The following is a 22,081-nucleotide window of genomic DNA, read 5'->3' as shown; positions in this document are numbered from 1 at the left end:
AAAACAACTGCCGACTTACTGTCTTGACTTACTTTCTTGCATTAGTGACTTGGTTGAAACTTATACCCAACACCCCAAACAGTTTGAATGAAGTGATGATCAGAATCAGACAACGACAGTTTGCTGCGTAAACGGTTAATGGTGCTACACACAGTGTGGTGATAACCAGAATGACTGGTGTTCCAAACGTGATCGAGCAATTCATCTTTACTGTAGACTCTACCCGGACGAGTCGCGAGAAACTGCAGCAAAGTAAACTCTGTCGCGGTGAGCGTGACATCTTTGTCGTTTAGGGATACTTGGTGCAACTCCGGAATAATTCTCAGCGGACCAAAATCCATAGCATCGTCGAGGACCTCATTTGCCACCTTTGCTTCAGCGGTTTGGCTGACTCTGCGCAGCACGTTTCGCACTCGTGCTTGGAATTCTAATACGCTAAATGGCTTAGTGATGTAATCATCAACGCCCGCTTCTAAACCGTCAACCTTATCCATTTCACCGTCTCTGGCTGTCAGCATGAGCACTGGACTCCAATCTTGTTGCTGACGCAAATAATGACAGATGTCTAGACCATCACCATCTGGCAAACCTCGGTCAAGGATCAATAAATCAAAGGGTTGTTGCTGATATTGCGCTTTAGCATCGGCGACATTTGTGGCTCGCGACACTTGGTGTCCTTGAAACTTGAGATGCATCTGAACCAGTTCTGCCAAATCATCGTCATCTTCCACCAACAAGATGTTCGCGACTAAATTGATTGCCTGTTGTTCCATGGTCCTTTCCTTGCCTTCGAGTATCCTCACTTTGCACATGACCGGAACAAATTAGAAATTCTTTCAAAAAAGGTTCCGATGACGCCATGAGGGATAAAGCGCTCGGCTACAAGCGCTTTGGAAAGGAGACGTCATCGGAGCCTGTGTTACTCGACTCGAGTGATGGTGACTTTCGCACCTGGGTTCAAGAAACGATGGTTCGTAGAGAGTGCTGAGTTTGCTAATCCGTCATCTTGACTAACAACGCCCGAATGGAAAGCAACAACGTCATTGCTGTCATTACGAGCGGCATTGAAACCCTCACCGCCTCCTGCTGGGCCGGGAATGGTTGCGGCAAGCTCATCATTCAGTTCCGTGCCAGAATCCCAAACGTTCATGCTCATTTCATAGCTTTCACCCACTGCGAGCGATTTGAGCGATAGTCCCGTTTCGCCAACAAAGGCATCATTAGTATTCACAAACATAGACGCCACAGACAAGTAACCGTAACGACTAGGATCAACCGTGATGGTGACTTCGTCCGCTGCACCCGGCAACACCAATCCATTACCCGAAATACCTTGGTAAACACTGTCATTGCTGTTCATCAACTCAATCAGCTCAGCGTTACTACCGCCTTCGGCAAGGTGCTCAAGTTCAACAGATGCGGCTTGTCCAATTTCAAACAATTGGTAGTCACCATTGTGAGTGAGTACAGCGAGCGGAGACATTGGTTGATTCGCAGTCAAGTTCGCCACGTTGACGGTGTAGCGGTACGATTTCACTACGTCATTATCATCATCGCTTGGACAACCGGCGAGCAAGCCGACTGAAGCTGCTACTAGTAAGATTCTGTATTTCATACATCCCCCTTACTTCACAACGATTGTGATGGTTGCGACTGGGTTTAACCAACGATGGCTACTGCTGTCTAGGTCACTGATGCCGCCAGATGGGTCGCTATCACCAAGGTTACCCGGATGCACGTGAACTTTATCGTTAGTTACTGTTGCTTCAACGCCTGTGCCGCCAGTACCAAAGGTAATGAAAGGTGGGTTTGGCATGCTAGACGCAAGTTCATCGTTCGCTTCTGTACCGGCATCGTAGCTTCCTAGCGTTGCTCGGTATGTACCCGCTTCCGTTGGAATCTTCCAGCTATCCAGACCGACGAAGCCATCGTTGGTTGGCAGCAACATCGCGCTTAGAGAAAGATAACCGTGGTCGCCACTGTCTAAGGTGAAGGTGGTTGCAACACCCGGATTCAAAATGCCACCAGCAGGGTTCTCAACCACCGCACCACCAGCGTTACTAATCACGCTAGCAAGACCAGAGATATCACCGCCTTCTGCCATTGCTTCTAGTTCTGAAGTCGCTGCTTGACCCGTTCTGAACATTTGAAGATCAGAGCCATGTGCGGCAACAATAAGTGGCGTAAAGTAGATGCCTTTGGTTGCGTTTGTCACGGTGATTTCCAATTCCGCCGCATTCACTGATGCAGAGCCTAGTGCCATAGCGACTGAAGTCATGACGAGTCCGAGTTGGGTACGTTTTTTCATTGTGATTCCATCCTTTAATGAGGGTTGAACTACCCAAGCCCATGTGTACGGCTTTACTTCTTTGTTCGTGACTTGAGTAGGTTAAGCATTACGTTTCGAACGTTTTGCGTTCTTGCCTCTAAGAATGACGAGCAAATCTATCAGCAACTTCATCGAATTCTCATAAAATTCTCACAAGTTCTGTTCGAATTCTGTCAGCAGCACTTTTTGTATTTACACTTCGCGCTTTCCCCTCCTACAATGCGGTATTCCCTGTTTAAATCACGATTCTCACCATGATTCATAACGTTCTGTCTGCCTACTATGGCGAAATCTACGGCATCGCTTTTTTCAGCCACTACTTGAGCCATTACACCCAAAGTGAACAACAAACGCTGTGGCAAACCTTGATTGAAGTGGAAGAACTCACCGCAGAAAAGCTCAAACCTGTATTGCTGACAAATGGCATGGATATCGAAAGTCGACACCAAGAGATGCTAGATAAAGGCTTGGCAGACGCAACCAAGTGGATTGGTTTACCATGGCAAGAGTTGGTAGCGACTCTTTTGAAGTGGGTAGAACCTTATGAGGTTAAGTATCGAGAGTGGCATGAAGAAGTGAAAGCTTCACAGCAATATTCAATCGCTGAGCGAGAAGCTATCGAGTTAATTGCAGACCACGAAACGGCCATTTATCACTGTTGGCAGCAATACCATACTGGTGAATCTGGCTTGCCTGCACTCAATGCATTTTTGGCAAAATATCGTTAAAGCGAGACGGTGACACTTGAACCTCGTGAAACCGTACCAGACAATGTCGTTATTCCGCTGCGCAGAACTGAACAATTATGGTTAATCCAAAACTCATTGCCCTACTTCCTGATCTTGCTTCGTTTATCTTGGTGGTAAACGAAGGCAGTTTTACCGCTGCTGCTAAACAACTCGGCGTAACGCCATCGGCTTTAAGTAAGTTGATCACACGGTTGGAACAAGCCCTCTCGGTCAAACTGTTTGAGCGCACGACTCGTAAGTTGATCATCACTCAAGCTGGGCAAAAGGTTTACGACCAAAGCATCGCAATGGTGAATGCAGCGCAGCAAGCCGTTGAGCTATCTGCGGAAGATCATGCTGAGCCAACAGGCGCACTCACAGTAGCAGCCCCTGAAGCATTTCTTAATTCGGTGCTTCAACCGTTTGTGTTGCCATTCCTAGAACGTTATCCAAATATTCAGCTTAAGCTGCGTGCAGCAGATGGTGAGATCGATCTGTTCCGCCAAGGTATTGATGTCGCCTTTAAGCTCACCGACAAACCCGATGAGAATCTGGTACTCAAAGAGATCAGCAAGACCAACCTTGTTTTGTGCGCCTCTCCAGATTACCTAGCCAAACATGGTATGCCTGAGCATCCCACTGAACTTGAGCAGCACGACTGTATTTACCTTGCCGAGAACGACAAAGACAACATCTGGTCGTTCTTTAAAGAGGAAGCCTTTCATTCGATTGCAGTAAGTGGACGCTACGCCGTCAACCATTCTCAAATGCGCTTGAATGGGGTTAAGTCTGGCTTGGGAATTGGAATCTTCCATGACTTCGTGATCAAAGACGCGTTAGAGCAAGGTGAAGTGGTGGAGGTTCTGCCGGATTGGATGATCAAGAGTAACTACCACGGCGCTATCGCGATGCAGTATGCACAAACTAAATACATGCCTGCTCGTCTGCGCGTGTTTATCGACTTCGTTAAGGAGCATTTAGTCTCCGACGATACTAACCATGCTTGAAGAGGCTAACCATGTTTAATGCCATTCATCACGTCGCGATCATTTGCAGCGATTACCCAAGGTCAAAACGCTTTTACACTGAAGTGTTGGGATTGAAAGTCATTGCTGAGAACTATCGCGAAGCCAGAGACTCATACAAGCTTGACCTCGCTTTACCTGACGGCAGCCAAGTTGAACTGTTTAGCTTTCCGGGGGCACCCAATAGACCGAGCTTTCCTGAAGCACAAGGGCTAAGGCATCTCGCTTTTTTGGTTGATGATGTTGAACAGGTGAAAACCTACCTAGAATCGAATGACGTTGAAGTTGAGCCAATTCGTACTGACGAATTCACAGGCAAAGCCTTTACCTTCTTCCAAGACCCAGATGGCTTGCCGCTGGAGATTTACCAGAAATAAAAAGAGCCAGCACGTCGCTGGCTCTTTTACTATTTCATTCTTTGTCTGTTACTAATTCAACGCCGTTTTCAGCTTCTCAACGCGGTTGAACAACAGCCAATCCAGAGTGAGAACCGTAACAATCGCCAAACCGCCCATCGGGAACGCCAGACACAATACTACCAACGTTACTAAGCCAAGCTTCCAAATGCCGTCTTGCTGAAACTTAGGTGGCGCACCCAATGCAGCACTGCGACTTGGTCTACGAATCCACCACATCACCACACCTGTGATTGAGATTAAGATGAACGCCAAACAGAACACCACGTTGAGCACTTTGTTAAACACACTGACATCGCCTTGATGCAATGACACACCTGCCGCCATGAACTTGGCAAACAAACTGTAATCTTGCCACGTGACGTCCACCAACAAGCGACCGGAATATTGGTCAAAGTGGCTGGTGCGATCTTGTCTTGGGTCGGAGATATCGCCACCCATGGAGTTAGCTGCAACGGTGTAAACGCCCGTCTCAGAGCGTGGCAAAAACAGCTTATAGCCAGTGAAGCCCATCATTTCAGCCTTGAGGATGATATCATCAATAGAGAGCGCATCATGGTTGCCTGCGTATGCCATATCTTCCTTCATATTGGCATGATCATGAGCGGGTTTGTCTTTCGATTCAGGCACAACAGCAAGCTCTAAGTTCCATGGCATCTCTTCTGATGCACCATGATTCAGGTCTTTGTGTGTCAGTGTCGACTCTGGTTTCTCACCCCATGTGTAATAGGTTGGGAAGGTATTCCAAGCTTGCACCATTTTCGCGCCCCATATCCCAGCCCAAGACAGACCTGAAATCAAAAAGAACAACAGAACAATTGATAGCACACCGCCTAAATTCGCATGCAGATCTCGCATCAAAATACGAGTTCCACTGCCAAAACGAATTTTCAAAAAGCCAGCACGGCTTGCGTTGTCTCTTGGTAACCACAGGTACAAACCAGACACCAACAGTAAAATGCCTAAACTGGCGGCGATTTCAATTAAACGGTCGCCTAAGTCTCCGATGAGCAACGTACCGTGAATGCTGTTCATCAGTTCATAGATGCTATCACCACGATTAATGGTGCCTTGTACGTCTCCTGTATAAGGATTTACTGCAACAATCAGTGAGCTGCCTTCTTGGTTTTGAATCGAGAAGCGGTTGGCAATATCGGCCGTTTTAGCAGGTACAAATTGAGTGACATTAAAATCGGGGTAGGCCTGCTTTACGGTTTCTAATTGTACAGAGACGGGAACCATTTGCTCTTGTGGTGAAACTTGTAATGTCGCTTCGTATCGAGCCAATTCGATTTCGTCATCAAACAACATCACCAACCCCGTGAGGGAAAGCATGAGCATAAATGGAATGACGAACAAACCTGCGTAAAAGTGCCATCGCCACGTCATAAAGTAGATGGATTTTAAGCGTGAGGCTTCCTTGAGTTGAGGCTTTGCCGAGTTTCTCAACATGTGTATTTTCCTTTTTTCATTGTTGAACACCCAAATTCAGTCAAACGCATCCTGCACATACACATTCGTATGCGGCGCTAATTGACTTAGATTTGGGAGTACCACTGCTCGAAGTGGCAGTGTTGTTGGCTTTATTTACTTGTAATTGTTTTCGTTATGAGAAAAGGGAAACTGGCGGCGCTCTAGGAACTGGTGTTTCAAATCGCACACTTAGAGCCAAATAAGCGTAGCTGTCAGAAGTCACCAAGCTCTGTCTTGAAAGTATCGGTGTCGTTGGAAGTGTATCGTGATGAAAAGTCGAGAAGTGGCTAAACGGACAAGGCTTGCCTTTGTGGCTGACCGAATTGTCGCCCTCTTCTATTTGGACCAACTCAAATCCGTTAAGCGTACATAGCGTCGCCCACACACCCATGCTGTTACCATGAGCATTGATAACAGGCATCAGCGTCACTAGCACCCAACTGAGAGCACTAGCAAATAACATCGAGCGGTAAAAAGGAATTAATCTACGCATAACGGTGACTTAACAAATTTCACACAGCGTAACCAATTCTGAGTGGTAGCTCAAAAACAGGATCAATAAGTGGTTGCTACCTCACAAGTTTTCTTGAATGCATAGATTGACAGGCGCAAAAAAGCCCGCCGAAATGGCAGGCTGATAATGTGTTCATTCATTACTTAGAGATAACGCGTAATCCACTGCCACGAGCAAATGCTCCGCTCAGTAGATAATTAGCCGAACAACTTGCTCCAAATACTTGGATTGCGCTTGTCGTGGTACTCTTCACGAAGACTATCGATTTCACGCAGTTGAGCTTTTGCTTCTTGTAGCTTGCCTGCATCAAGATCCGCTTCAATCTTATCTAGCGTTACCGTCAGCTTGTTAAAGCCTTCTAAGTAAGTATCAAACTTCTCTGGTGGGTAATTACCACGCTTAGATTGTTCAACAATCGCTTGCAAGCTATCAATCGCAGATTTCATGGTTTCAACATCAGACGCTTCCGCCGCCTGTTTGAATTCCATCTTCATCTGTTTCATGTTTTGTTTTAAATCAACCGCTTCTGCCATTGCGTATGTTGAGCCAAACGCAATCGCACACCCTAGGACTAAAGGACGTAACATTTTTCACTTCTCCATTTATAGTGCCGAATTCTGTGTCGGCTTTATTCACCCAAACAACCTACGCCATAAGAGGCGAAAAACTAGCTTAGTTGAGTATTTCCGGGTCGCAGTGTAAAGCAATCTGGCGTCGGGTGCATACCTTAAATGTAATCAAGTTTATGCGTTGAGAATGCTGTCATATTCTGCAATTGGTTTACGGCCTCTCAAAGCTAAGAAAGACAAAAACTGCTGAGCGGTGTGAGTAATCACTTTCTTGCTATCAATACCCACTTTGTCCATTAACTCTCCAACCAAATCCAGATTACCAACATCGTGACAGAAATGCGCGTCACTGCCCGTGGTGAAGAAAACACCGAGATCTTTCCCGATTTGTGCAATCTCGTGGCAACGGTCTACGCTGCCTACTCGGCTGTTGCCTTTCAGCGTGGTGTTATTAATTTCAATCGCGACATTGTGCTCTTTCGCGCACGCTAAAACGGTCTGAAAATCAAAGTCGAAATTTGGATTACCAAGATGACCGAGCGCATCAATACGACCACTCTGAATGACATTAACAAGTGCTTCCGTGTGAGTTTGCTTGTTTGCAGGACGAAAAACGGGTTCATGAAAACTCGCGATCACCCAATCTAAGTTGCGGTCCACACTCAGTGGAATATCAATGTCGCCTTCGGTATTCATAATGTTAGATTCAACGCCACGAATAATCGCAACGCCTTCAAGAAAGCGAGGCAGAATTTTCTGGTTAGAGAAGAACCAGTAATGAGGCGCACCCGGCATTGATTCTGCGTGATCGGTCGTGCAGAACATATCCAGCCCGTTCTCTTTTGCCAACTTTGCATTTTCAATCAAGGTACTGTACGCGTGACCACTTGCGTACGTATGTGTATGGGTATCAACTTTAAATTCCATCATCCACTCTCTTAGGTGCGCTATCTTGCGTGCTATTGTATACCTTCAGGCAACGCATCGTCAGCTCAAGATAAGCAAGAACCCTAAACTTGCTCTTCACTAATGGCTTTTATCAAGGGTAAAGCTTTTTCCCATCCGTGATTAAACATGGAAACAAAGTCATTGTGAGTATGAATGGTAACATTGAGTAGTAAACGATCGTTGTTGGTATCGATCTGGTAGATCTCTCGCGATCCGATCCATCTAGATGCTAGGTCAGCATCGAGTTGTTGACGATTATCCGGATTAAAAATGGCAACATGATGAAATTCAAGTTTTTGAAGCGGTAGCACCGTATCTATGATCGCCCTTGTCCCGCCCATATCTGGATCAAAAAAAGTGATGCCACCTCCTTCTTCCCAAGCTCCTTCAAATTGAGACTGCGGTGAAAAGGCTTGTGCCCAACGTTTATACAACTCAACATCGGTTAGCACTTCCCACACTCGTTGCGGTGTCGCCGAAATTTCGACGTAATAATTTAGCGTAAGCATGATTTCTCTCCCTGAACCTTTCTTGACGCTAGCCCATACTCAGGAAAAATCAAACCACACGACCAATTTATCTACCTGCCCCCTTCATTTTCCGACAGACTAAGAAGTTCTCGCTTGTAAACCGCCACTGCGATGCGCCGTAAAACGAACCCAACATGTGTTCAGTATGATTGCGAGCACTATTAAACTCATCCCAACAATTTGACTTTGACTCATTCGGTCTTCAAAAAACAGGCTCTGCCAAACCGCAGTGAACAATAAGTTAGTAAAAATGAGTGGCGCAAGTTGAGAGCCACTGCTTGCCAGTTTATATGCTTTGGAGCGAAAAACTTGGGTGTTAATGATCATCAGAGACATCATACCGATCCACAGCGTATTTGAAGAAATCTCAGGCGCCATAACACTCATATTAAGTAACACGTCGAAGTCGTTAAACAAAGTTAGCGGCAACAGAAATACGGCAGCAAAACCAAACGCCCAAAAGTTGATTTCTAGCGGCGACATATTTGTTTTACTCACTTTATATAACGTAAGCTGAGAACCAGAATTGAAGAGTCCACCAGCCAAGCCGAGCAATAAATCCGCTCGCCATGTGATCTCACTTCCACCGCCCGCCAACATAACCACACCAGTGAACGCCATTGCTAAAGCCGCCAATGTTGAAACACGAATGCGCCCTCTCATGAACAGCTTTTCAACCAAGGGAATAAATAATGGGCCAGTAGCAAACAAAACGACCCCCTCAACGAGCGTTAACGTTTGTAATGACGCGATAAAGCAAAGTTGTGACAAACCGATACAAAGAGCACGCAATAAAATAGGCTTTAGCGTGCCCGCTTTAGGAAAGGTAAGGTTTTTCACACGAAGTAAGATAAGCAAGATAAGCGCAGGCACTAAAAAACGTAAGAAGCTAAATAGTGTGACGGAAAGTTCGCCTGACAACTGCTTTGCTAACAGTCCAGTAACAGATAAGCTTAACGTAGACATCAACATGAAAAGGATAGATTTATTTACAGCATTCATTCAATACTCCTTAATATATGGAGCATTTTAAAAGACATCACTTATCGTAAATAGCGAGTAATATTAACCATTGATGTAAGAAAAACTTACAGTTTAACTTATCTATCACCAGCTACGGTTTTTAAATTATGCGGAAACTAGTCCCCTTAAAGTCCATCTACGCATTTGTTGCAGTAGCTGAGTCTGGCAGCATGACAGAAGCAGCACAGATATTAAGTGTGAGCCACTCAGCCGTAAGTCAGGCAATTAAATCGCTGGAGAGTCAAGTCAACAAGCCTCTATTTGATCGCATAGGCAGACAAGTTCAACTCAACGCGGACGGTAAAAAGTATTACAGGAAGGTGGCACCCGCTTTAGAGCAAATTGTCGATGCAACGGAAGCACTCATCCAAGATCAGAACTTGCAGCGTGTTACGCTCAATATGGTGAATTCATTGGCTCTTCACTGGTGGATTCCTCGAATGTCAGATTTACAAGGGTTTGCTCCTCAATTAGACGTTCGTTTATCAAACCTGTCTGGCAGATTCAATTTAGAACAAGAAGGTATCGACGCGGCCTTGGTGCATGGAAATCCCGAAGAATGGCAGGATTACTACTGCGAAAAGCTCAGTGAAGATGAACTGGTTTTGGTGTGCAGTCCTGAATTGATAGCGAAGACCAAGGACTCAAACATCACTCAACTCTTAAAGCAGTATCCCATCATTGAAGTTACTAACGAACGAAGAAAAAATGACTGGAACGTGTGGCTGGACGCGACGAGTATCCAGCGACCTAAAAATAAAAAACCAATCACTTTTAACATGTCGATACAAGCCGTCCAGGCCACAACTCGTCGTTTGGGGTTATTGGTCACTCATCGCTTGTTTGTGAAGGATGACATCAAATATGGTCAGCTAATCGAGCTGGGTGAACCCGTCATTAATCCTCATCAACAGCTTTACTTTGTATGCCCGCCACACAAGCTAAAGCTTGAATCGTTTCATCTGTTGCGATCTTGGCTACAACAATCATTCAACTATTAGAAACTTTTGTTAAGCACATTCACTGAAAAACTAGTATAAAGTTAGAAGAGCACTTTTCATCCAAGGATGGTTTATGAAGCAGTATCAAATATGGCTAAGCGCACTCTGTTTTGCAGTATCTTTGAGTACGACCGCTGAAGTAGAAAATGATAACCGCCTTTCAGAACAAGGGATCTCCACGGCAATTATTGGGGGTCAGCAGGCTACCCAAAACCAACTTCCTTTTTTTGCACGTCTTATTCTACATAAAACTGGCGCTAATCAGTTTGCCAATATTTGTGGGGGAACCATTGTAAACGACCGCTTCATTTTAACTGCGGCTCACTGCGTAGAACCAAGCGTTTTTACTGACGGCTGGACAATCAACGACCTACGAGTGTTAGTCAAAAACCCTACGATGAATGACGTGTTTGTTGAAGAATTCAAAGATGTTCGCTCTATCACGATTCATCCTGATTATGTGCCTAGCGATTTATGGATTAATGACATCGCTGTCCTTGAATTGACTAGACCTATCACCGATAACGTCCAATCCATCACTTTACCGCAAGACTTTGGAGACTACAGCAGCAAGTCAGTTTATCAGATATTCGGTTTAGGTCAGACCTCAACCAATGATGAAAGCCCCCCTAACTATTTACGCTGGGCAGAAGTAAAACCCCTTACCGACACCCAATGCGCTTCGTTGGTAACAGGGTTTAACGCTCAGGAAAGTTTATGTGCGAATGGATTTCCTGAACGAAGCTACACTGGTATCTGTCGTGGTGACTCAGGCGGTCCTCTCACCTATCAAGACAATAATGGCATGTATCAGCAAATTGGCATTGTGAGCTACGGTTCTTCAGTTTGCGAATCCGCTGCGATTCCAAGTGTGTTTACCGAGATTTTGAACTATGCAACATGGATTGAGACCCAAACCAGCTCAGGTGTAAAAACCAGTTATAACGCCCTCTTAGCAAGTTCGGAAGATTATCATAGCGAAGGGGACTCTGGCTTTGAGCCTGTCGATACCAACACATCTGGCTTTGGTAACAACGGCAGCAGTGGCGGCGGTGCTCTCGGATCAGGGTTGATCATGCTTGGAGGCTGGTTTGGTTGGCTAAGACACCGCAGAAATTATTCGCGCTCCTAGTAGCGTCAACAAGACATCATAATATCTTACGCTTAACGCGAGAGTTAATGATGTCTTCAATCATCTTTTGCTCTTTTTTCGCTTTTTCATAGTTCTGCTTAGTACGCCAACGATCAAGCACTTTTTCTAACCCTTGAACGCGTGCGTGCTTGTGTTCTAGCGTTTTCTGTACAGATGCACATTCCGCTTGCATAACGGCTTGCTCTTGCTCGTGGTGACGAAGCATTCTTTGTAGCATTTGGTCAACACGATTAAAGTTCATCAAAGCCGCGCTCGTCAGCGTCGGGCCGGTTCGGGTTGATTGTCCAGCGTGGCCTTTCAACGCCGACAACTGTTCCAATTGCATTGAAAGATGGGAGTGACGCTGACGCATGGCATCAAGTTGTTGACCCACACGGTCACGCTGTTTTTCTTCCATTTGCTGTAACTTGCCTACGGCTTTTAACTTGGATTTCATTTCAGCCTTGTCACTCCCATTTGATTAAGCACTTTGAAAAAGCTGCGCGAGCTCGGTCAAACTGGTTGGGTAATCTACAGACTCGTTGGCAGCTTGTTGTAGATATGCACGCAAATTTGGATACATAGCAACAGATTGATCTAACTCAGGATCTTGTCCTGGTTGATAACCCCCTAATGGCAGTAACTCTTTAACCTGAAGGTAGTTGGAGTACATTTGACGGAAGTTATTCGCAATCGTGCTGTGTGCGTCCTGCGTACAAGTATTCATACAACGGCTAATAGACGCGTTGATATCTATCGCGGGATAATGCCCTTGCTCAGCCAGTTGACGCGATAAAACGACATGCCCATCTAAGATGGCGCGCGCGGAATCCACGACAGGATCTTGTTGGTCGTCCCCTTCTGCCAATACGGTGTAAATTGCCGTTAAGCTACCATGTTGATTTTCACTGTTACCCGCTCGCTCTAAGAGTTGAGGTAACACGCTGAAGACTGAGGGCGGATAACCACGAGAAGCTGGAGGCTCACCGAGCGAAAGAGCGATTTCGCGCTGTGCCATGGCGTATCGGGTTAGAGAGTCCATCAGAAGTAGAACGTCTTTGCCTTGGTCTCGGAAATACTCTGAAACGCGATGACAAAGTAATGTCGCTCTTAACCTCATTAGCGGGGATTCATCAGCAGGAGCCGCGATAATGATCGCTTTCTTGCGCGCTTCTGGGGTTAAGTTTCTCTCGATAAACTCACGTACTTCTCTGCCTCGCTCACCGATAAGCCCGACCACAATTACATCGGCCTCCGTGTTTTTGGTGATCATCCCCATTAACACACTTTTACCGACGCCACTGCCAGCCATCAAACCAATACGTTGGCCTTTGCCTACCGTCAATAGTCCATTAATCGCACGCACGCCTACGTTGAGTGGTGTATCAACTGGGCGTCGCTTCAGTGGGTTAATCGGTTTTGGTTCAAGTGAAACTCGCTCTCCCCCCTTAAGCGGTGCCCCGTCATCTAACGGCTCACCTAAACCATTCAGTACGCGTCCTAACCACTGAGAGCTTAGCTGCACGGTACTGTCACCATCAAGAGGGATGACTTTTGCACCTGCAAACAGACCGCCTAAACGGCGGATAGGCATGAGGTAAGCAATAGTGTGTTCAAAGCCCACAACTTGCGCTTCGATCATATCGCCTTCCGCGGTTTCTACGAGACAACGCTGCTCAAGCTTAAACCGACACCCTACGGCTTGTAACATTAAGCCGTTTACTTTTATCAATCGCCCTGTTACGCGAGCAACAGGGATTGAATCGAGCGAAGCCAAGGCTTCGCTCAAACGCTCACTTAATAGTTCATGGCTTAGGGTATTACTCATGCTCAGACTCTACCTGTGGAATACTGACTTCATCCAAAAGGTGTTGCTTTACATTGTCCATACAGGCTTCCAAACGAGAGTCGCAGCTCGCATCCGCTTCTGCGTCATCAGTCACTAACTGACAGCCACCAATAGGAAGCTCCGTATTAGGGACCAGTTTCCAAGATTGCGGCAAATCAGCATTGATGTGAGTAATGCGCTCTAAATCTTGCGGATTTAAATGCACAGTTACTGTTTCCGCTTTACCAGGCATGGCAGACAATGTCTCGTCCACCAAAGCTAGGATCTGCTGAGGCATTAAAGTGAGCTCGGCACGAATCACTTGCTGAGCTACCTTTTGTACCAGTTCACAAATCATATGACGTTGTTGCTGCTCTTTTTCATCCTGCCAACGAGAAAGGGCGTGAAAAAGTTCATTGACAGGCTTCGCCGCCTCCAAAAAGCCTTGCTTTCCAGACTGCTCACCGGAAACAAAGCCTTTTTGGAAACCTTCTTTTTGGCCTTCCAACAGACCTTGTTGCTTGCCCTGTTCGATACCTTGGCGTAAGCCTTCCTCATGTCCTTGTTGCAAACCTTGTTGAAAACCTTCTTCAAGTTGCTGTTGGATATCAATTTGAGGTTCTTGCCAGCCTTGGTTATCTAGCCCGAATTCGTCTTCGATAGTCTTAGGTTGCGCTAAAGGAGGAAAACGGTGTAAACGATACCCGCTCGGAGGCAATCGCATAGTACTTGATTTTATCTCTAGCATGACCTTACTCCACCGTTGGCTCTTCATAGAGAAGCAGCTGAACTTCACCAGATTCATCCAGCTCACGTACCATTTGCATGATGTCTTGACGTGCTTTTTGAACTCGACTTAACGCAACAGCGCCGCGTGCGTCCATGTCATCTTCTAGCGCTTTCACCATACGTTGCGGCATTGAACGCTTAATAGCTTGTTGTAAGGTAATATCGGAACCTTTTAGCGCAACTGCCCACAACTCTAGCGGGATTTGCTGCACCAACATGTCCATAGTTTCTTCGCGTTGTCGGCCAAGAACCATAAAGTCGAACATGTTTTCTTCAATTGCATTAACAACATCTTCATCATGCAACTTCAGCATTTCCATCAATGAACCACGGTCACCTTCAAAGCGGTTAATGATATCTGCTGCTTGCTTAACACCTGATAACGGCGTGCTTTGACTTGCGGATACTTTTTCGATGCAACGCTCAACGAGTTCATGCAAATCAACGGCAACTTGATGATCGATATCTTGCAATTGAGCAATACGGAACAAGATTTCGTCATGGTAATCTTGTGGCAAGTGCTTCAATACCGCTGAAGAGCTGTCTGCTGGCAAATACGCTAGAAAAATTGCTTGCATTTGTGGGTGCTCGTTCACAATGAAACGAGCGAGAGTTTCTGCTTCCACCCACTGTAAGCGCTGCATATTGTTGCGAATTTCATCGCCATATAAGGTATTTAATAACCCTTTTGCCAAATCGTTACCCAATGCTTTACGCAATGTATTAGATAGGTATTCCTTAGAGGCTCCTCGAATACCGCTGTGCTCACGGAAATCTTCAAAGAAAGTTTGAATAACACCACGAGCAGAATCGCTCTTAATGCCATTTAACTTCGCCATTGCACGAGTCACACGCTGGGTTTCATCACGGCTAAAGTGTTGCAAAACCTTCGCTGCGGCATCCTCGCCCATGCCTAATAGCACGAGCGCGGTTTGTTCAACATAACTAAGCGTCTGCTTTGATAGAACTGTGTTCATTGATGTTTACCCATTGTTTCAGTATTTCGGCTACGCGCTCTGGCTCTTCATTAGCAATAAGCTGTAGGTGTTTCAATTGAATTTCTAATGGCGAGCCTGCTGGCGGTAGCATGTCGCTGTTTACATCTAAACCTGAAGAGGCTGAGATGCCTTTTTCAGATAGGCGGCGATCAAGTACTTCTTCATGCTCGCGTTCTTCACGCGTTTGCAAGTTTTCGTAGTCAGGTTCTTCCTGAGGCTCAGCAAAATTTAGCTCAGGCACAGGTTTATCAACGCCAGTTAGGTGCATGATTAATGGACGCAGTACGAAGAAGATCATCGCCAAGCCTAACAAGCCACCAATAACGTAGCGTATTGGCTGCTGTACTGTAGGGTCTTGCCACCACGGCAGTGCAGGAGGAGCATCAATTTCAATTGGGGTGAAGTTGAAACTCATTAAACTTAAGCTGTCACCTCGTGTGGCAGAGATACCAACAGCATCCATGATCATGTTTGAGATTTGCTCTTTATCGGCTTCACTCCACGCGACACCATCTGGCGAAGCTTTGGAGTTCAACAGAACCGAGACACTAAGCTTTTCTATTTGGCCTTGTTGGTATTGAGTACGACGAACACTACTACCTACAGCATATTGACGATTCACTTCAGATCGCGCATTCGTGTTTTGGCTATCGTTCGTTTCCACTTCACCAGATCCTGTCACTGGCGGTTGGTTACTTAGAGAACCAGGAACACCCAACGCAATTTGATCAACCGAGTTGTTATGAATGGTGTGCTCATTACGCACAACCGGTGCGTTATCCAAAATTTCTTGTGTTTCTTCAACTTGGCTAAAGTCCAGATCGGCAGCGACTTGTACTCGGAAGTTACTCGGCCCCACAATCGGCGTAAGCATATCTGCTGCGCGTTGGATGATCTGTTTTTCAACACTCTTCTGGTATTCAAGATATTTCGCATTTACTTTACCAGCTTCCGCAGAAGCGACATCCGCACTAAGAAGACGGCCATACTGGTCAATGACAGAAACAAATTCTGGCTTCATTGCCGTGACACTGCCGACCACTAGGTTAATGATCGCTTCAACTTGTTCAGGCTTTAAGTCTTCACCAGGTTTGAGCTCAAGCATGACAGATGCTGATGGATTCTCACTGTTTTGGCGGACGAATAGAGTTTGACGAGGTATTGCTAAATGAACACGCGCGTTCGCTACTGAGTTCAAAGACATGATAGTACGTACTAACTCACCTTCTAAACCATGACGATAACGCGCTGTTTCCATAAATTGGCTCGTACCAAGAGAGCTATCTTCCTTGAGCGAATCCAAACCTGTCGGCAGCTTAGCTTTAACACCTTTTGATGCAAGCAACATGCGCACCTTCGCAACCTCACCTTCTGGTACAAGAACTTGTCCATTTTGCTCTTGCATGCGGTAGCTTACGCCTTCGCTTTCTAATACCGACACAATTTCGCCGATATCAAAACGCTCTTGTTGGCTATAGAGCGGACGAAAGCTCTGCGAGGAACTCCATAGTGCAACCACAATAATCGCTGCAACAATCGCAGCTAACACCGCAGATAGCACTAAGTTTCTCTGACTGCTAGACCAGATTTGCTTCAGCTTCGTTGTCACATCGTCCATGCCGTTGGCAGTAGAAAATGTCTGTGCTGTGCCGGTAGCCATAGCTGTGTTTCCGGCGACTTGGGGGGTTAGTTCTGACATGAATTACACCGGCATCTTCATAATATCTTCAAATGAGGTCACGACTTTGTTGCGCACTTGCATCAAAGCATTAAAGGACAAGCTGGCTTTTTGGCTCGCGACCATTGCACCAACTAGGTCATCACTTTTTCCTGTTTCTACGGCCGTCATTTTTTGACTAGCCACTGATTGATGTTGATTCACTGTATCCAACACATTTGTCATCGCTTGTGAGAACGATAAAGGTGCGTTTAGTGATTGTTGATCTAAAGGATTTGCACTCACGATAAACTCTGGCGGCTGCACTTGTGCCTGCATCGCCTGCATTTTTGACAACATAAGTTGCTCTGCCGAGACCGCATGAGTAGGTTGACTTGCCATCTATTTTTTCTCCTATTAGGCAGCCGAGCCTAGTGCCGACTGTAAATCAATACCATGTTCTCGCATTGCTGCGAGCTTGTAGCGTAGCGCTCGAGTAGAGACTCCAAGCGCGTTTGCGGTTTTCGTTCGGTTTCCACCAAACTGACGTAACTTTTCCAAAATAAACTGATATTCAGCTTGCTTCTTCGCTTCTACATGACCAAAACTTGCAGTTGGCTCTGCTGTAGGAACTGACGCGACAAGCTCAATAGGCAGCATCAGGTCATGGGCTGTAATGTAATCACCATGACGCATGACCAAAGCGCGTTGAATGACATTTTCCAACTCACGAATATTGCCCGGCCAGTGATACTGACTCAGCGCACTAATCGCATCTTGGGATAGGTGACAGCGGCTGCTATCTTGATACTTTTCAATAAAGAATTGGCTAATTGGTAGAATGTCCTCTTTTCTTTCACGCAAAGGCGGCCAGTGCAGAGGCAGCACATCTAATCGATAATAAAGATCTTCACGGAACGTGCCTTTTTGAACTTCCTCACGTAAGTCTTTGTTGGTTGCCGCAATAACACGAATATCGAGCTGAACGGCTTTATGGCTACCAACACGTTCTACTTCACGCTCTTGAAGGACGCGTAACAATTTCGCTTGAACCGCAGGTGACATTTCACCAATCTCGTCAAGCAGAATCGTCCCGCCATTTGCTTCTTCAAACTTACCGCTTTGAGAATTTGTCGCTCCGGTGAACGCGCCTTTTACATGACCGAATAGCACAGCCTCTAACATTGACTCTGGAATGGCGGCGCAGTTAACCGCCACAAATGGACCATTGATACGCGGAGAGTGCTCATGCACATATCGCGCCAGCACTTCTTTACCCGTTCCCGATTCACCTGTAATAAGCACACTCGCGTTAGTACATGCTGCACGATGCGCCAATTGCAGAACTTGTTTGCTTCTCCAAGACTCCGCAACAATGTTGGCCATTGGCTTACCTAACGCTTCAACACGTTTAAGCAGATTAACCAACTGATTAGATTCAAACGGGCGTAATAGATAATCAGTAGCGCCCGCTTTCATCGTCTCAGCAGCCAAGATGCCTTGTTCTTGGTCGACAATCGCAATAACAACACCCGAATTTCGCTGCTTTTGGTGACACGCGACAAACTCACGAACACACATATCCGGCAGCGTAGAGCTCACTAAAGTGATTTCTGCTCGCTCTTCAAGCAAAGCGCCTCGACCAGTACGAGTGTGTTTCGCGGTGTAACCTGCATTTTGCAACACATCCAATACTGGTTGAGCAAGAGCTTCATTTGGCTCAACCAACAAAATTTTCGTTTTCGTCATCATTGAACCTTAACTTTCGTTTGTTGATTTTGTGATTGTAGATCTGGGTGGTGTTTCGTAGCCGTATACTCGTTGTCCCTCACTAAACGCAGGGTGACACGTCGGTTTTTTGCTTGGCCATTAACCGAGTTATTGCTGGCAATTGGGTAACGTGAACCATGAGCTCGTGTTTCGATCATCGACTCGTCGACCCCAAGCTCAATCAAAGCATTGGTGACTTGCTCTGCTCGAGTACGTGACACAGAAAGGTTCGTTAAACTTGAACCAACGTTATCGGTGTGACCGTCGATGAGGATTTTGGTCACTCGATCATCCACAGATACATAGCTATACAGCGCTTCTAGTGTTGCTTTCTGTCCACGACTTAACGTCTTCTGACCAAACTCAAATGAGAGCGCCATATCCCTTGCCTCTGAAAAAGACAATTTAGGCAATCGCGCGCGACACGCATTAAATGATTTCAATGCGTTTTGAATTTGAAGAGTAGGAATCACAATCTCTGAAACAGAGGAAGCATTACTTCCTTTAAGTGACAGCGTCACCCAACTACCCGAAGCAATTGAATCCATGAATTCTTCAGCGCCTTTATTAAAGATGAAACGCTGAGACGGCTTAGTAAATTCAAGGGAACCAAATTCTTTTCTATAAAGCTCATCACCCCAAGGAGCATTTTGAGTTGTTAAAGCAATCGTTTTCCATTTATTGTTTTCATATTCTATATCGGAAATAAAATAGAATTTATTATTAGGTTCCGCTAGGAAATAAAACTTCCCATAGTCTTTATTTGATTGCAACAAGTTGCATTTGAATTTATTTCCCTCATATGTCCATTTAGAGAGGTCCATAGGGATTGTTAAGACTTCTTCTGAATATGACACTTTTGAAAAAATAAAACTGATAACAATAATTGTGTTACAAATTATCAAACGGACATGATTGATGTATATCTTACATTCCCATGACTTAAACCGTTTAATTAAATATGCCACCAAGCCGAGAGAACTGGCATAGCTAATCATTTTAATTACCTATTCTGAATATTAAAATTGGTTACAAAACGCTCAAGAGAGCACGCTTAGCCTCCAACGGAAGCTTTAAGCATAAAAAACAGTATCTTATAATTTATTTATTTGAAGTTGTTGTTACGCCATAAAGGCAATTTAAAAAAGCTATAACAACTAAAACGCTCAACATTGTTATTTTATTTATTAAGCGATTTATAAAGAAAACTAACTCTTTTTAAATTTCATTAAAAGATTATGACTATATGAACAAAGCAACATGTGAACTAAAGTCACAATCTTAGAGTTTGGAGCTAAAAGATCATTAAAATTTCTGTGTAGACTACACGCCATTAAGTTAAAACACTTTCGATTGTTAACGCACGGTAAAATATAAATGGAAAATAGAGTTAGCGAGCCTATTTCTGATAGTCAACTACTTGATGTAGAATTATTAGGCAAACCTATTCATATCATTCGTGAGAAGCTCGATAATTTAATTTCAGAATCTTGCTCAAACCTTACGACTGAATTACAAAATTGGCTCAGCACAGGAAAAGTGGAAGCTAGCTTAACCTCAGTAGACTTGCACCGCTTTACATCGGTTGAGATGGACAAAGAGCAAACGTCGACCTATCAACATCAGGAAGGCGGCATGGTATTCATCCATGGTAACCCTCACACGCTAATAAAGTTGGCTGATAGATTTTATGGTGCAAGTGCAGAGCGTTCAGCCGCTACTCTGACGGCCAGTGACTTACGTTTACAAGAGCGCATCAGTCGAATCATCATCGGTTGGCTTGCTCCTGGTGAAATGTGGGACACGGGTGAGTATGAGACCCCTAGAGGAATTGGCATTAACGTTCAATTAAACATTGCGTTTGACGATCATCAAGGCTCAATTCATCTCAAGCTAGATGGTCATCTTATTCAAACGCTGATCGAGCAGCTTGAACTGCAGCCTGATACCGATTTGTTTCAACCTTTCTGTCGTTCTTTAGAGACGACCCCCGTTCGACTGAACGTTGTTCTAAGTAAAAAGAAGATGCCTTTAAGTGATGTGGTTGGCTTACAACCCAACGATATTTTACCTATTGAGCTTCTTAACACGGTTCCAGTAAGCATTGGCAACCAATCTCTATTTACAGGTCGTATTGCCGAGCAAGACGGCCAACTTGTTTTGATCTTTAACCCTGATAAGGAACCGCAGCGATGAGCGAAGCGCTAGAAACTAATGCATTCGACGCAGAAGAACTGAACTTTGATGATTTTCAATTAGAAGACTTTGAAGCCGAAGATACGCTCCAACAAGAACCAGCCACTGCGGAACGTGACCTTAGCTTTTTCAAAAGCATTCCTGTCACAGTCACGCTGGAAGTTGCGAGTAAGGAGATCCCACTTGGGGACTTAATGAAAGCGGGTGAAGGCACGGTTATCGAGTTGGAAAAGCTCAATGGCGAGCCTTTAGACGTGAAAGTAAACGGTTCTCTTATGGGCCACGCTGAAGTTGTCGTTGTCAATGATAAGTATGGACTTCGTCTGATCGATGTACATGACTCTGCATTGAGTGGCGTTGGTCAATAATCTTAGGTAGGCATCACAATGAAAAATCTGAGCGCTTGGCACCGTTGGTTACCTCTTTTGGTATTGGTGTCACTTTTGTTTGCTTTCCCAACAATGGCGGCTGACAACGGCTTAACTATCTTGTCCGTTTCTGATGGCGACACACAACAAGAATACAGCGTTAAACTGCAAATTCTGTTGTTGATGACGGCGCTCAGTTTTCTTCCAGCATTTATTTTGATGGCGACGAGCTTTACTCGAATTGTCGTTGTCCTTGCGATTTTGCGCCAAGCTCTTGGTCTTCAACAAAGCCCACCTAACAGAGTGTTGGTCGGGATCGCTCTCGCATTGACGTTACTGATTATGCGCCCTGTCTGGAGCGATATTTATGAAAATGCGTTTCAGCCATACGACAACGGCGAAATCACGCTAATACAGGCTTTTTCTGTTGCAGAGAAACCAGTGAGAGAGTTCATGTTGGCACAGACGCACCAAAGCTCTCTTGAACAAATGTTACGTATTGCCAATGAGCCTCTCGACCAAAACGTTGAGGATATTTCATTTGCCGTTGTCTTGCCTGCATTTGTCATTAGTGAACTGAAAACCGCCTTCCAAATTGGTTTTATGCTTTTCATCCCGTTTTTGGTCATCGACTTGGTTGTCGCCAGTGTCCTGATGGCAATGGGTATGATGATGCTATCACCTTTAATTGTCTCACTTCCCTTTAAGTTGGTGGTATTTGTACTCGTGGATGGTTGGGCAATGACAGTTGGCACCTTATCTGCCAGCTTCGGTTAACTAGGAGCAG

Annotated in this window: 25 protein-coding genes; 8 read left to right on the top strand and 17 right to left on the bottom strand. The window is 45.3% G+C overall.

Features of this window, described 5'->3' with window-relative positions; all coding sequences use genetic code 11:
• Positions 1-41: 41 nt before the first annotated feature.
• From R8N47_RS07520 to R8N47_RS07510, 3 genes are all read right to left on the bottom strand, one after another.
• The gene (locus R8N47_RS07520; RefSeq protein ID WP_064354930.1) at positions 42-773 is read right to left on the bottom strand and encodes a response regulator transcription factor; all 732 of its coding nucleotides are present in this window, start codon (positions 771-773) and stop codon (positions 42-44) included.
• Between the two features lie 146 nt (positions 774-919).
• On the bottom strand, positions 920-1,615 hold the full coding sequence (locus R8N47_RS07515; protein ID WP_064354931.1) for a spondin domain-containing protein: 696 nt from the start codon (positions 1,613-1,615) through the stop codon (positions 920-922).
• A gap of 9 nt (positions 1,616-1,624) precedes the next feature.
• Complete coding sequence (locus tag R8N47_RS07510) at positions 1,625-2,308, bottom strand: spondin domain-containing protein (protein WP_213886455.1); 684 nt, start codon at positions 2,306-2,308, stop codon at positions 1,625-1,627.
• A gap of 275 nt (positions 2,309-2,583) precedes the next feature.
• Here R8N47_RS07510 and R8N47_RS07505 point away from each other — a divergent pair, with 275 nt between their 5' ends.
• The 3 genes from R8N47_RS07505 (at position 2,584) to R8N47_RS07495 (ending at position 4,459) form a co-directional block, all read left to right on the top strand.
• Entirely contained in the window at positions 2,584-3,057 is a 474-nt protein-coding gene (locus R8N47_RS07505; protein ID WP_064354933.1) for a hypothetical protein, read from the top strand.
• A 77-nt stretch (positions 3,058-3,134) separates the two neighbouring features.
• Positions 3,135-4,064, top strand: coding sequence for a LysR family transcriptional regulator (locus R8N47_RS07500; protein ID WP_005384005.1), 930 nt, complete (start codon positions 3,135-3,137; stop codon positions 4,062-4,064).
• Positions 4,065-4,075: 11 nt separating this feature from the next.
• The gene (locus R8N47_RS07495; protein ID WP_064354934.1) at positions 4,076-4,459 is read left to right on the top strand and encodes a VOC family protein; all 384 of its coding nucleotides are present in this window, start codon (positions 4,076-4,078) and stop codon (positions 4,457-4,459) included.
• 51 nt (positions 4,460-4,510) lie between these two features.
• Here R8N47_RS07495 and R8N47_RS07490 read toward each other — a convergent pair whose 3' ends face one another.
• From R8N47_RS07490 to R8N47_RS07465, 6 genes are all read right to left on the bottom strand, one after another.
• Complete coding sequence (locus R8N47_RS07490) at positions 4,511-5,950, bottom strand: PepSY-associated TM helix domain-containing protein (protein ID WP_064354935.1); 1,440 nt, start codon at positions 5,948-5,950, stop codon at positions 4,511-4,513.
• Between the two features lie 154 nt (positions 5,951-6,104).
• Complete coding sequence (locus R8N47_RS07485) at positions 6,105-6,464, bottom strand: hypothetical protein (protein WP_080276971.1); 360 nt, start codon at positions 6,462-6,464, stop codon at positions 6,105-6,107.
• Positions 6,465-6,682: 218 nt separating this feature from the next.
• Positions 6,683-7,072, bottom strand: a complete 390-nt coding sequence (locus tag R8N47_RS07480; RefSeq protein WP_021035869.1) for a cytochrome b562 — start codon at positions 7,070-7,072, stop codon at positions 6,683-6,685.
• Positions 7,073-7,228: 156 nt separating this feature from the next.
• On the bottom strand, positions 7,229-7,981 hold the full coding sequence (locus R8N47_RS07475; protein ID WP_005375066.1) for a phosphatase: 753 nt from the start codon (positions 7,979-7,981) through the stop codon (positions 7,229-7,231).
• A gap of 83 nt (positions 7,982-8,064) precedes the next feature.
• Complete coding sequence (locus tag R8N47_RS07470; protein WP_025768591.1) at positions 8,065-8,511, bottom strand: SRPBCC family protein; 447 nt, start codon at positions 8,509-8,511, stop codon at positions 8,065-8,067.
• A 99-nt stretch (positions 8,512-8,610) separates the two neighbouring features.
• Positions 8,611-9,534, bottom strand: a complete 924-nt coding sequence (locus R8N47_RS07465; protein WP_025768592.1) for a DMT family transporter — start codon at positions 9,532-9,534, stop codon at positions 8,611-8,613.
• A 128-nt stretch (positions 9,535-9,662) separates the two neighbouring features.
• Between R8N47_RS07465 and R8N47_RS07460 the strand changes: the two genes are divergently transcribed.
• Positions 9,663-10,556 carry a LysR substrate-binding domain-containing protein gene (locus R8N47_RS07460; protein ID WP_005384012.1) on the top strand — a complete coding sequence of 298 codons (894 nt, stop codon included), beginning with the start codon at positions 9,663-9,665 and terminating at the stop codon, positions 10,554-10,556.
• Positions 10,557-10,629: 73 nt separating this feature from the next.
• Positions 10,630-11,688, top strand: a complete 1,059-nt coding sequence (locus tag R8N47_RS07455; protein ID WP_025768593.1) for a S1 family peptidase — start codon at positions 10,630-10,632, stop codon at positions 11,686-11,688.
• Between the two features lie 16 nt (positions 11,689-11,704).
• Here R8N47_RS07455 and fliJ read toward each other — a convergent pair whose 3' ends face one another.
• Genes fliJ through R8N47_RS07415 form a run of 8 tightly spaced genes read right to left on the bottom strand, consistent with a single transcriptional unit; the run spans position 11,705 to position 19,728 of the window.
• Positions 11,705-12,145, bottom strand: a complete 441-nt coding sequence (fliJ, locus tag R8N47_RS07450; protein WP_017820533.1) for a flagellar export protein FliJ — start codon at positions 12,143-12,145, stop codon at positions 11,705-11,707.
• A 24-nt stretch (positions 12,146-12,169) separates the two neighbouring features.
• Positions 12,170-13,516, bottom strand: a complete 1,347-nt coding sequence (fliI, locus tag R8N47_RS07445) for a flagellar protein export ATPase FliI (RefSeq protein ID WP_053350026.1) — start codon at positions 13,514-13,516, stop codon at positions 12,170-12,172.
• On the bottom strand, positions 13,509-14,264 hold the full coding sequence (gene fliH / locus R8N47_RS07440; RefSeq protein WP_064354936.1) for a flagellar assembly protein FliH: 756 nt from the start codon (positions 14,262-14,264) through the stop codon (positions 13,509-13,511). Before fliH ends, fliI begins: the two co-directional genes overlap by 8 nt.
• 4 nt (positions 14,265-14,268) lie before the next feature.
• Positions 14,269-15,282 carry a flagellar motor switch protein FliG gene (locus tag R8N47_RS07435; RefSeq protein ID WP_005375048.1) on the bottom strand — a complete coding sequence of 338 codons (1,014 nt, stop codon included), beginning with the start codon at positions 15,280-15,282 and terminating at the stop codon, positions 14,269-14,271.
• Entirely contained in the window at positions 15,251-17,002 is a 1,752-nt protein-coding gene (gene fliF / locus R8N47_RS07430; RefSeq protein ID WP_005384024.1) for a flagellar basal-body MS-ring/collar protein FliF, read from the bottom strand. Before fliF ends, R8N47_RS07435 begins: the two co-directional genes overlap by 32 nt.
• Positions 17,003-17,005: 3 nt before the next feature.
• Positions 17,006-17,362 carry a flagellar hook-basal body complex protein FliE gene (gene fliE / locus R8N47_RS07425; RefSeq protein ID WP_005375045.1) on the bottom strand — a complete coding sequence of 119 codons (357 nt, stop codon included), beginning with the start codon at positions 17,360-17,362 and terminating at the stop codon, positions 17,006-17,008.
• Positions 17,363-17,377: 15 nt separating this feature from the next.
• Complete coding sequence (locus R8N47_RS07420) at positions 17,378-18,709, bottom strand: sigma-54 interaction domain-containing protein (protein ID WP_017820535.1); 1,332 nt, start codon at positions 18,707-18,709, stop codon at positions 17,378-17,380.
• Positions 18,709-19,728 carry an OmpA family protein gene (locus R8N47_RS07415; RefSeq protein ID WP_213896639.1) on the bottom strand — a complete coding sequence of 340 codons (1,020 nt, stop codon included), beginning with the start codon at positions 19,726-19,728 and terminating at the stop codon, positions 18,709-18,711. Before R8N47_RS07415 ends, R8N47_RS07420 begins: the two co-directional genes overlap by 1 nt.
• Positions 19,729-20,107: 379 nt before the next feature.
• On the opposite strand from R8N47_RS07415, the gene R8N47_RS07410 reads away from it, so the two are divergent.
• The 3 genes from R8N47_RS07410 to fliP are packed head-to-tail and all read left to right on the top strand — an operon-like array spanning position 20,108 to position 22,071.
• Positions 20,108-20,926, top strand: a complete 819-nt coding sequence (locus R8N47_RS07410) for a FliM/FliN family flagellar motor switch protein (protein WP_005375039.1) — start codon at positions 20,108-20,110, stop codon at positions 20,924-20,926.
• Positions 20,923-21,294: a flagellar motor switch protein FliN gene (gene fliN, locus R8N47_RS07405; protein WP_005375038.1), complete on the top strand. Its 372-nt coding sequence runs from the start codon at positions 20,923-20,925 to the stop codon at positions 21,292-21,294. Before R8N47_RS07410 ends, fliN begins: the two co-directional genes overlap by 4 nt.
• Before the next feature lie 18 nt (positions 21,295-21,312).
• Positions 21,313-22,071, top strand: coding sequence for a flagellar type III secretion system pore protein FliP (gene fliP / locus R8N47_RS07400; RefSeq protein WP_005375037.1), 759 nt, complete (start codon positions 21,313-21,315; stop codon positions 22,069-22,071).
• Positions 22,072-22,081: the final 10 nt, after the last annotated feature.

The organism is Vibrio sp. 2132-1 (genome assembly GCF_033344315.1).
This window is presented reverse-complemented; position numbering and strand designations above follow the sequence as displayed.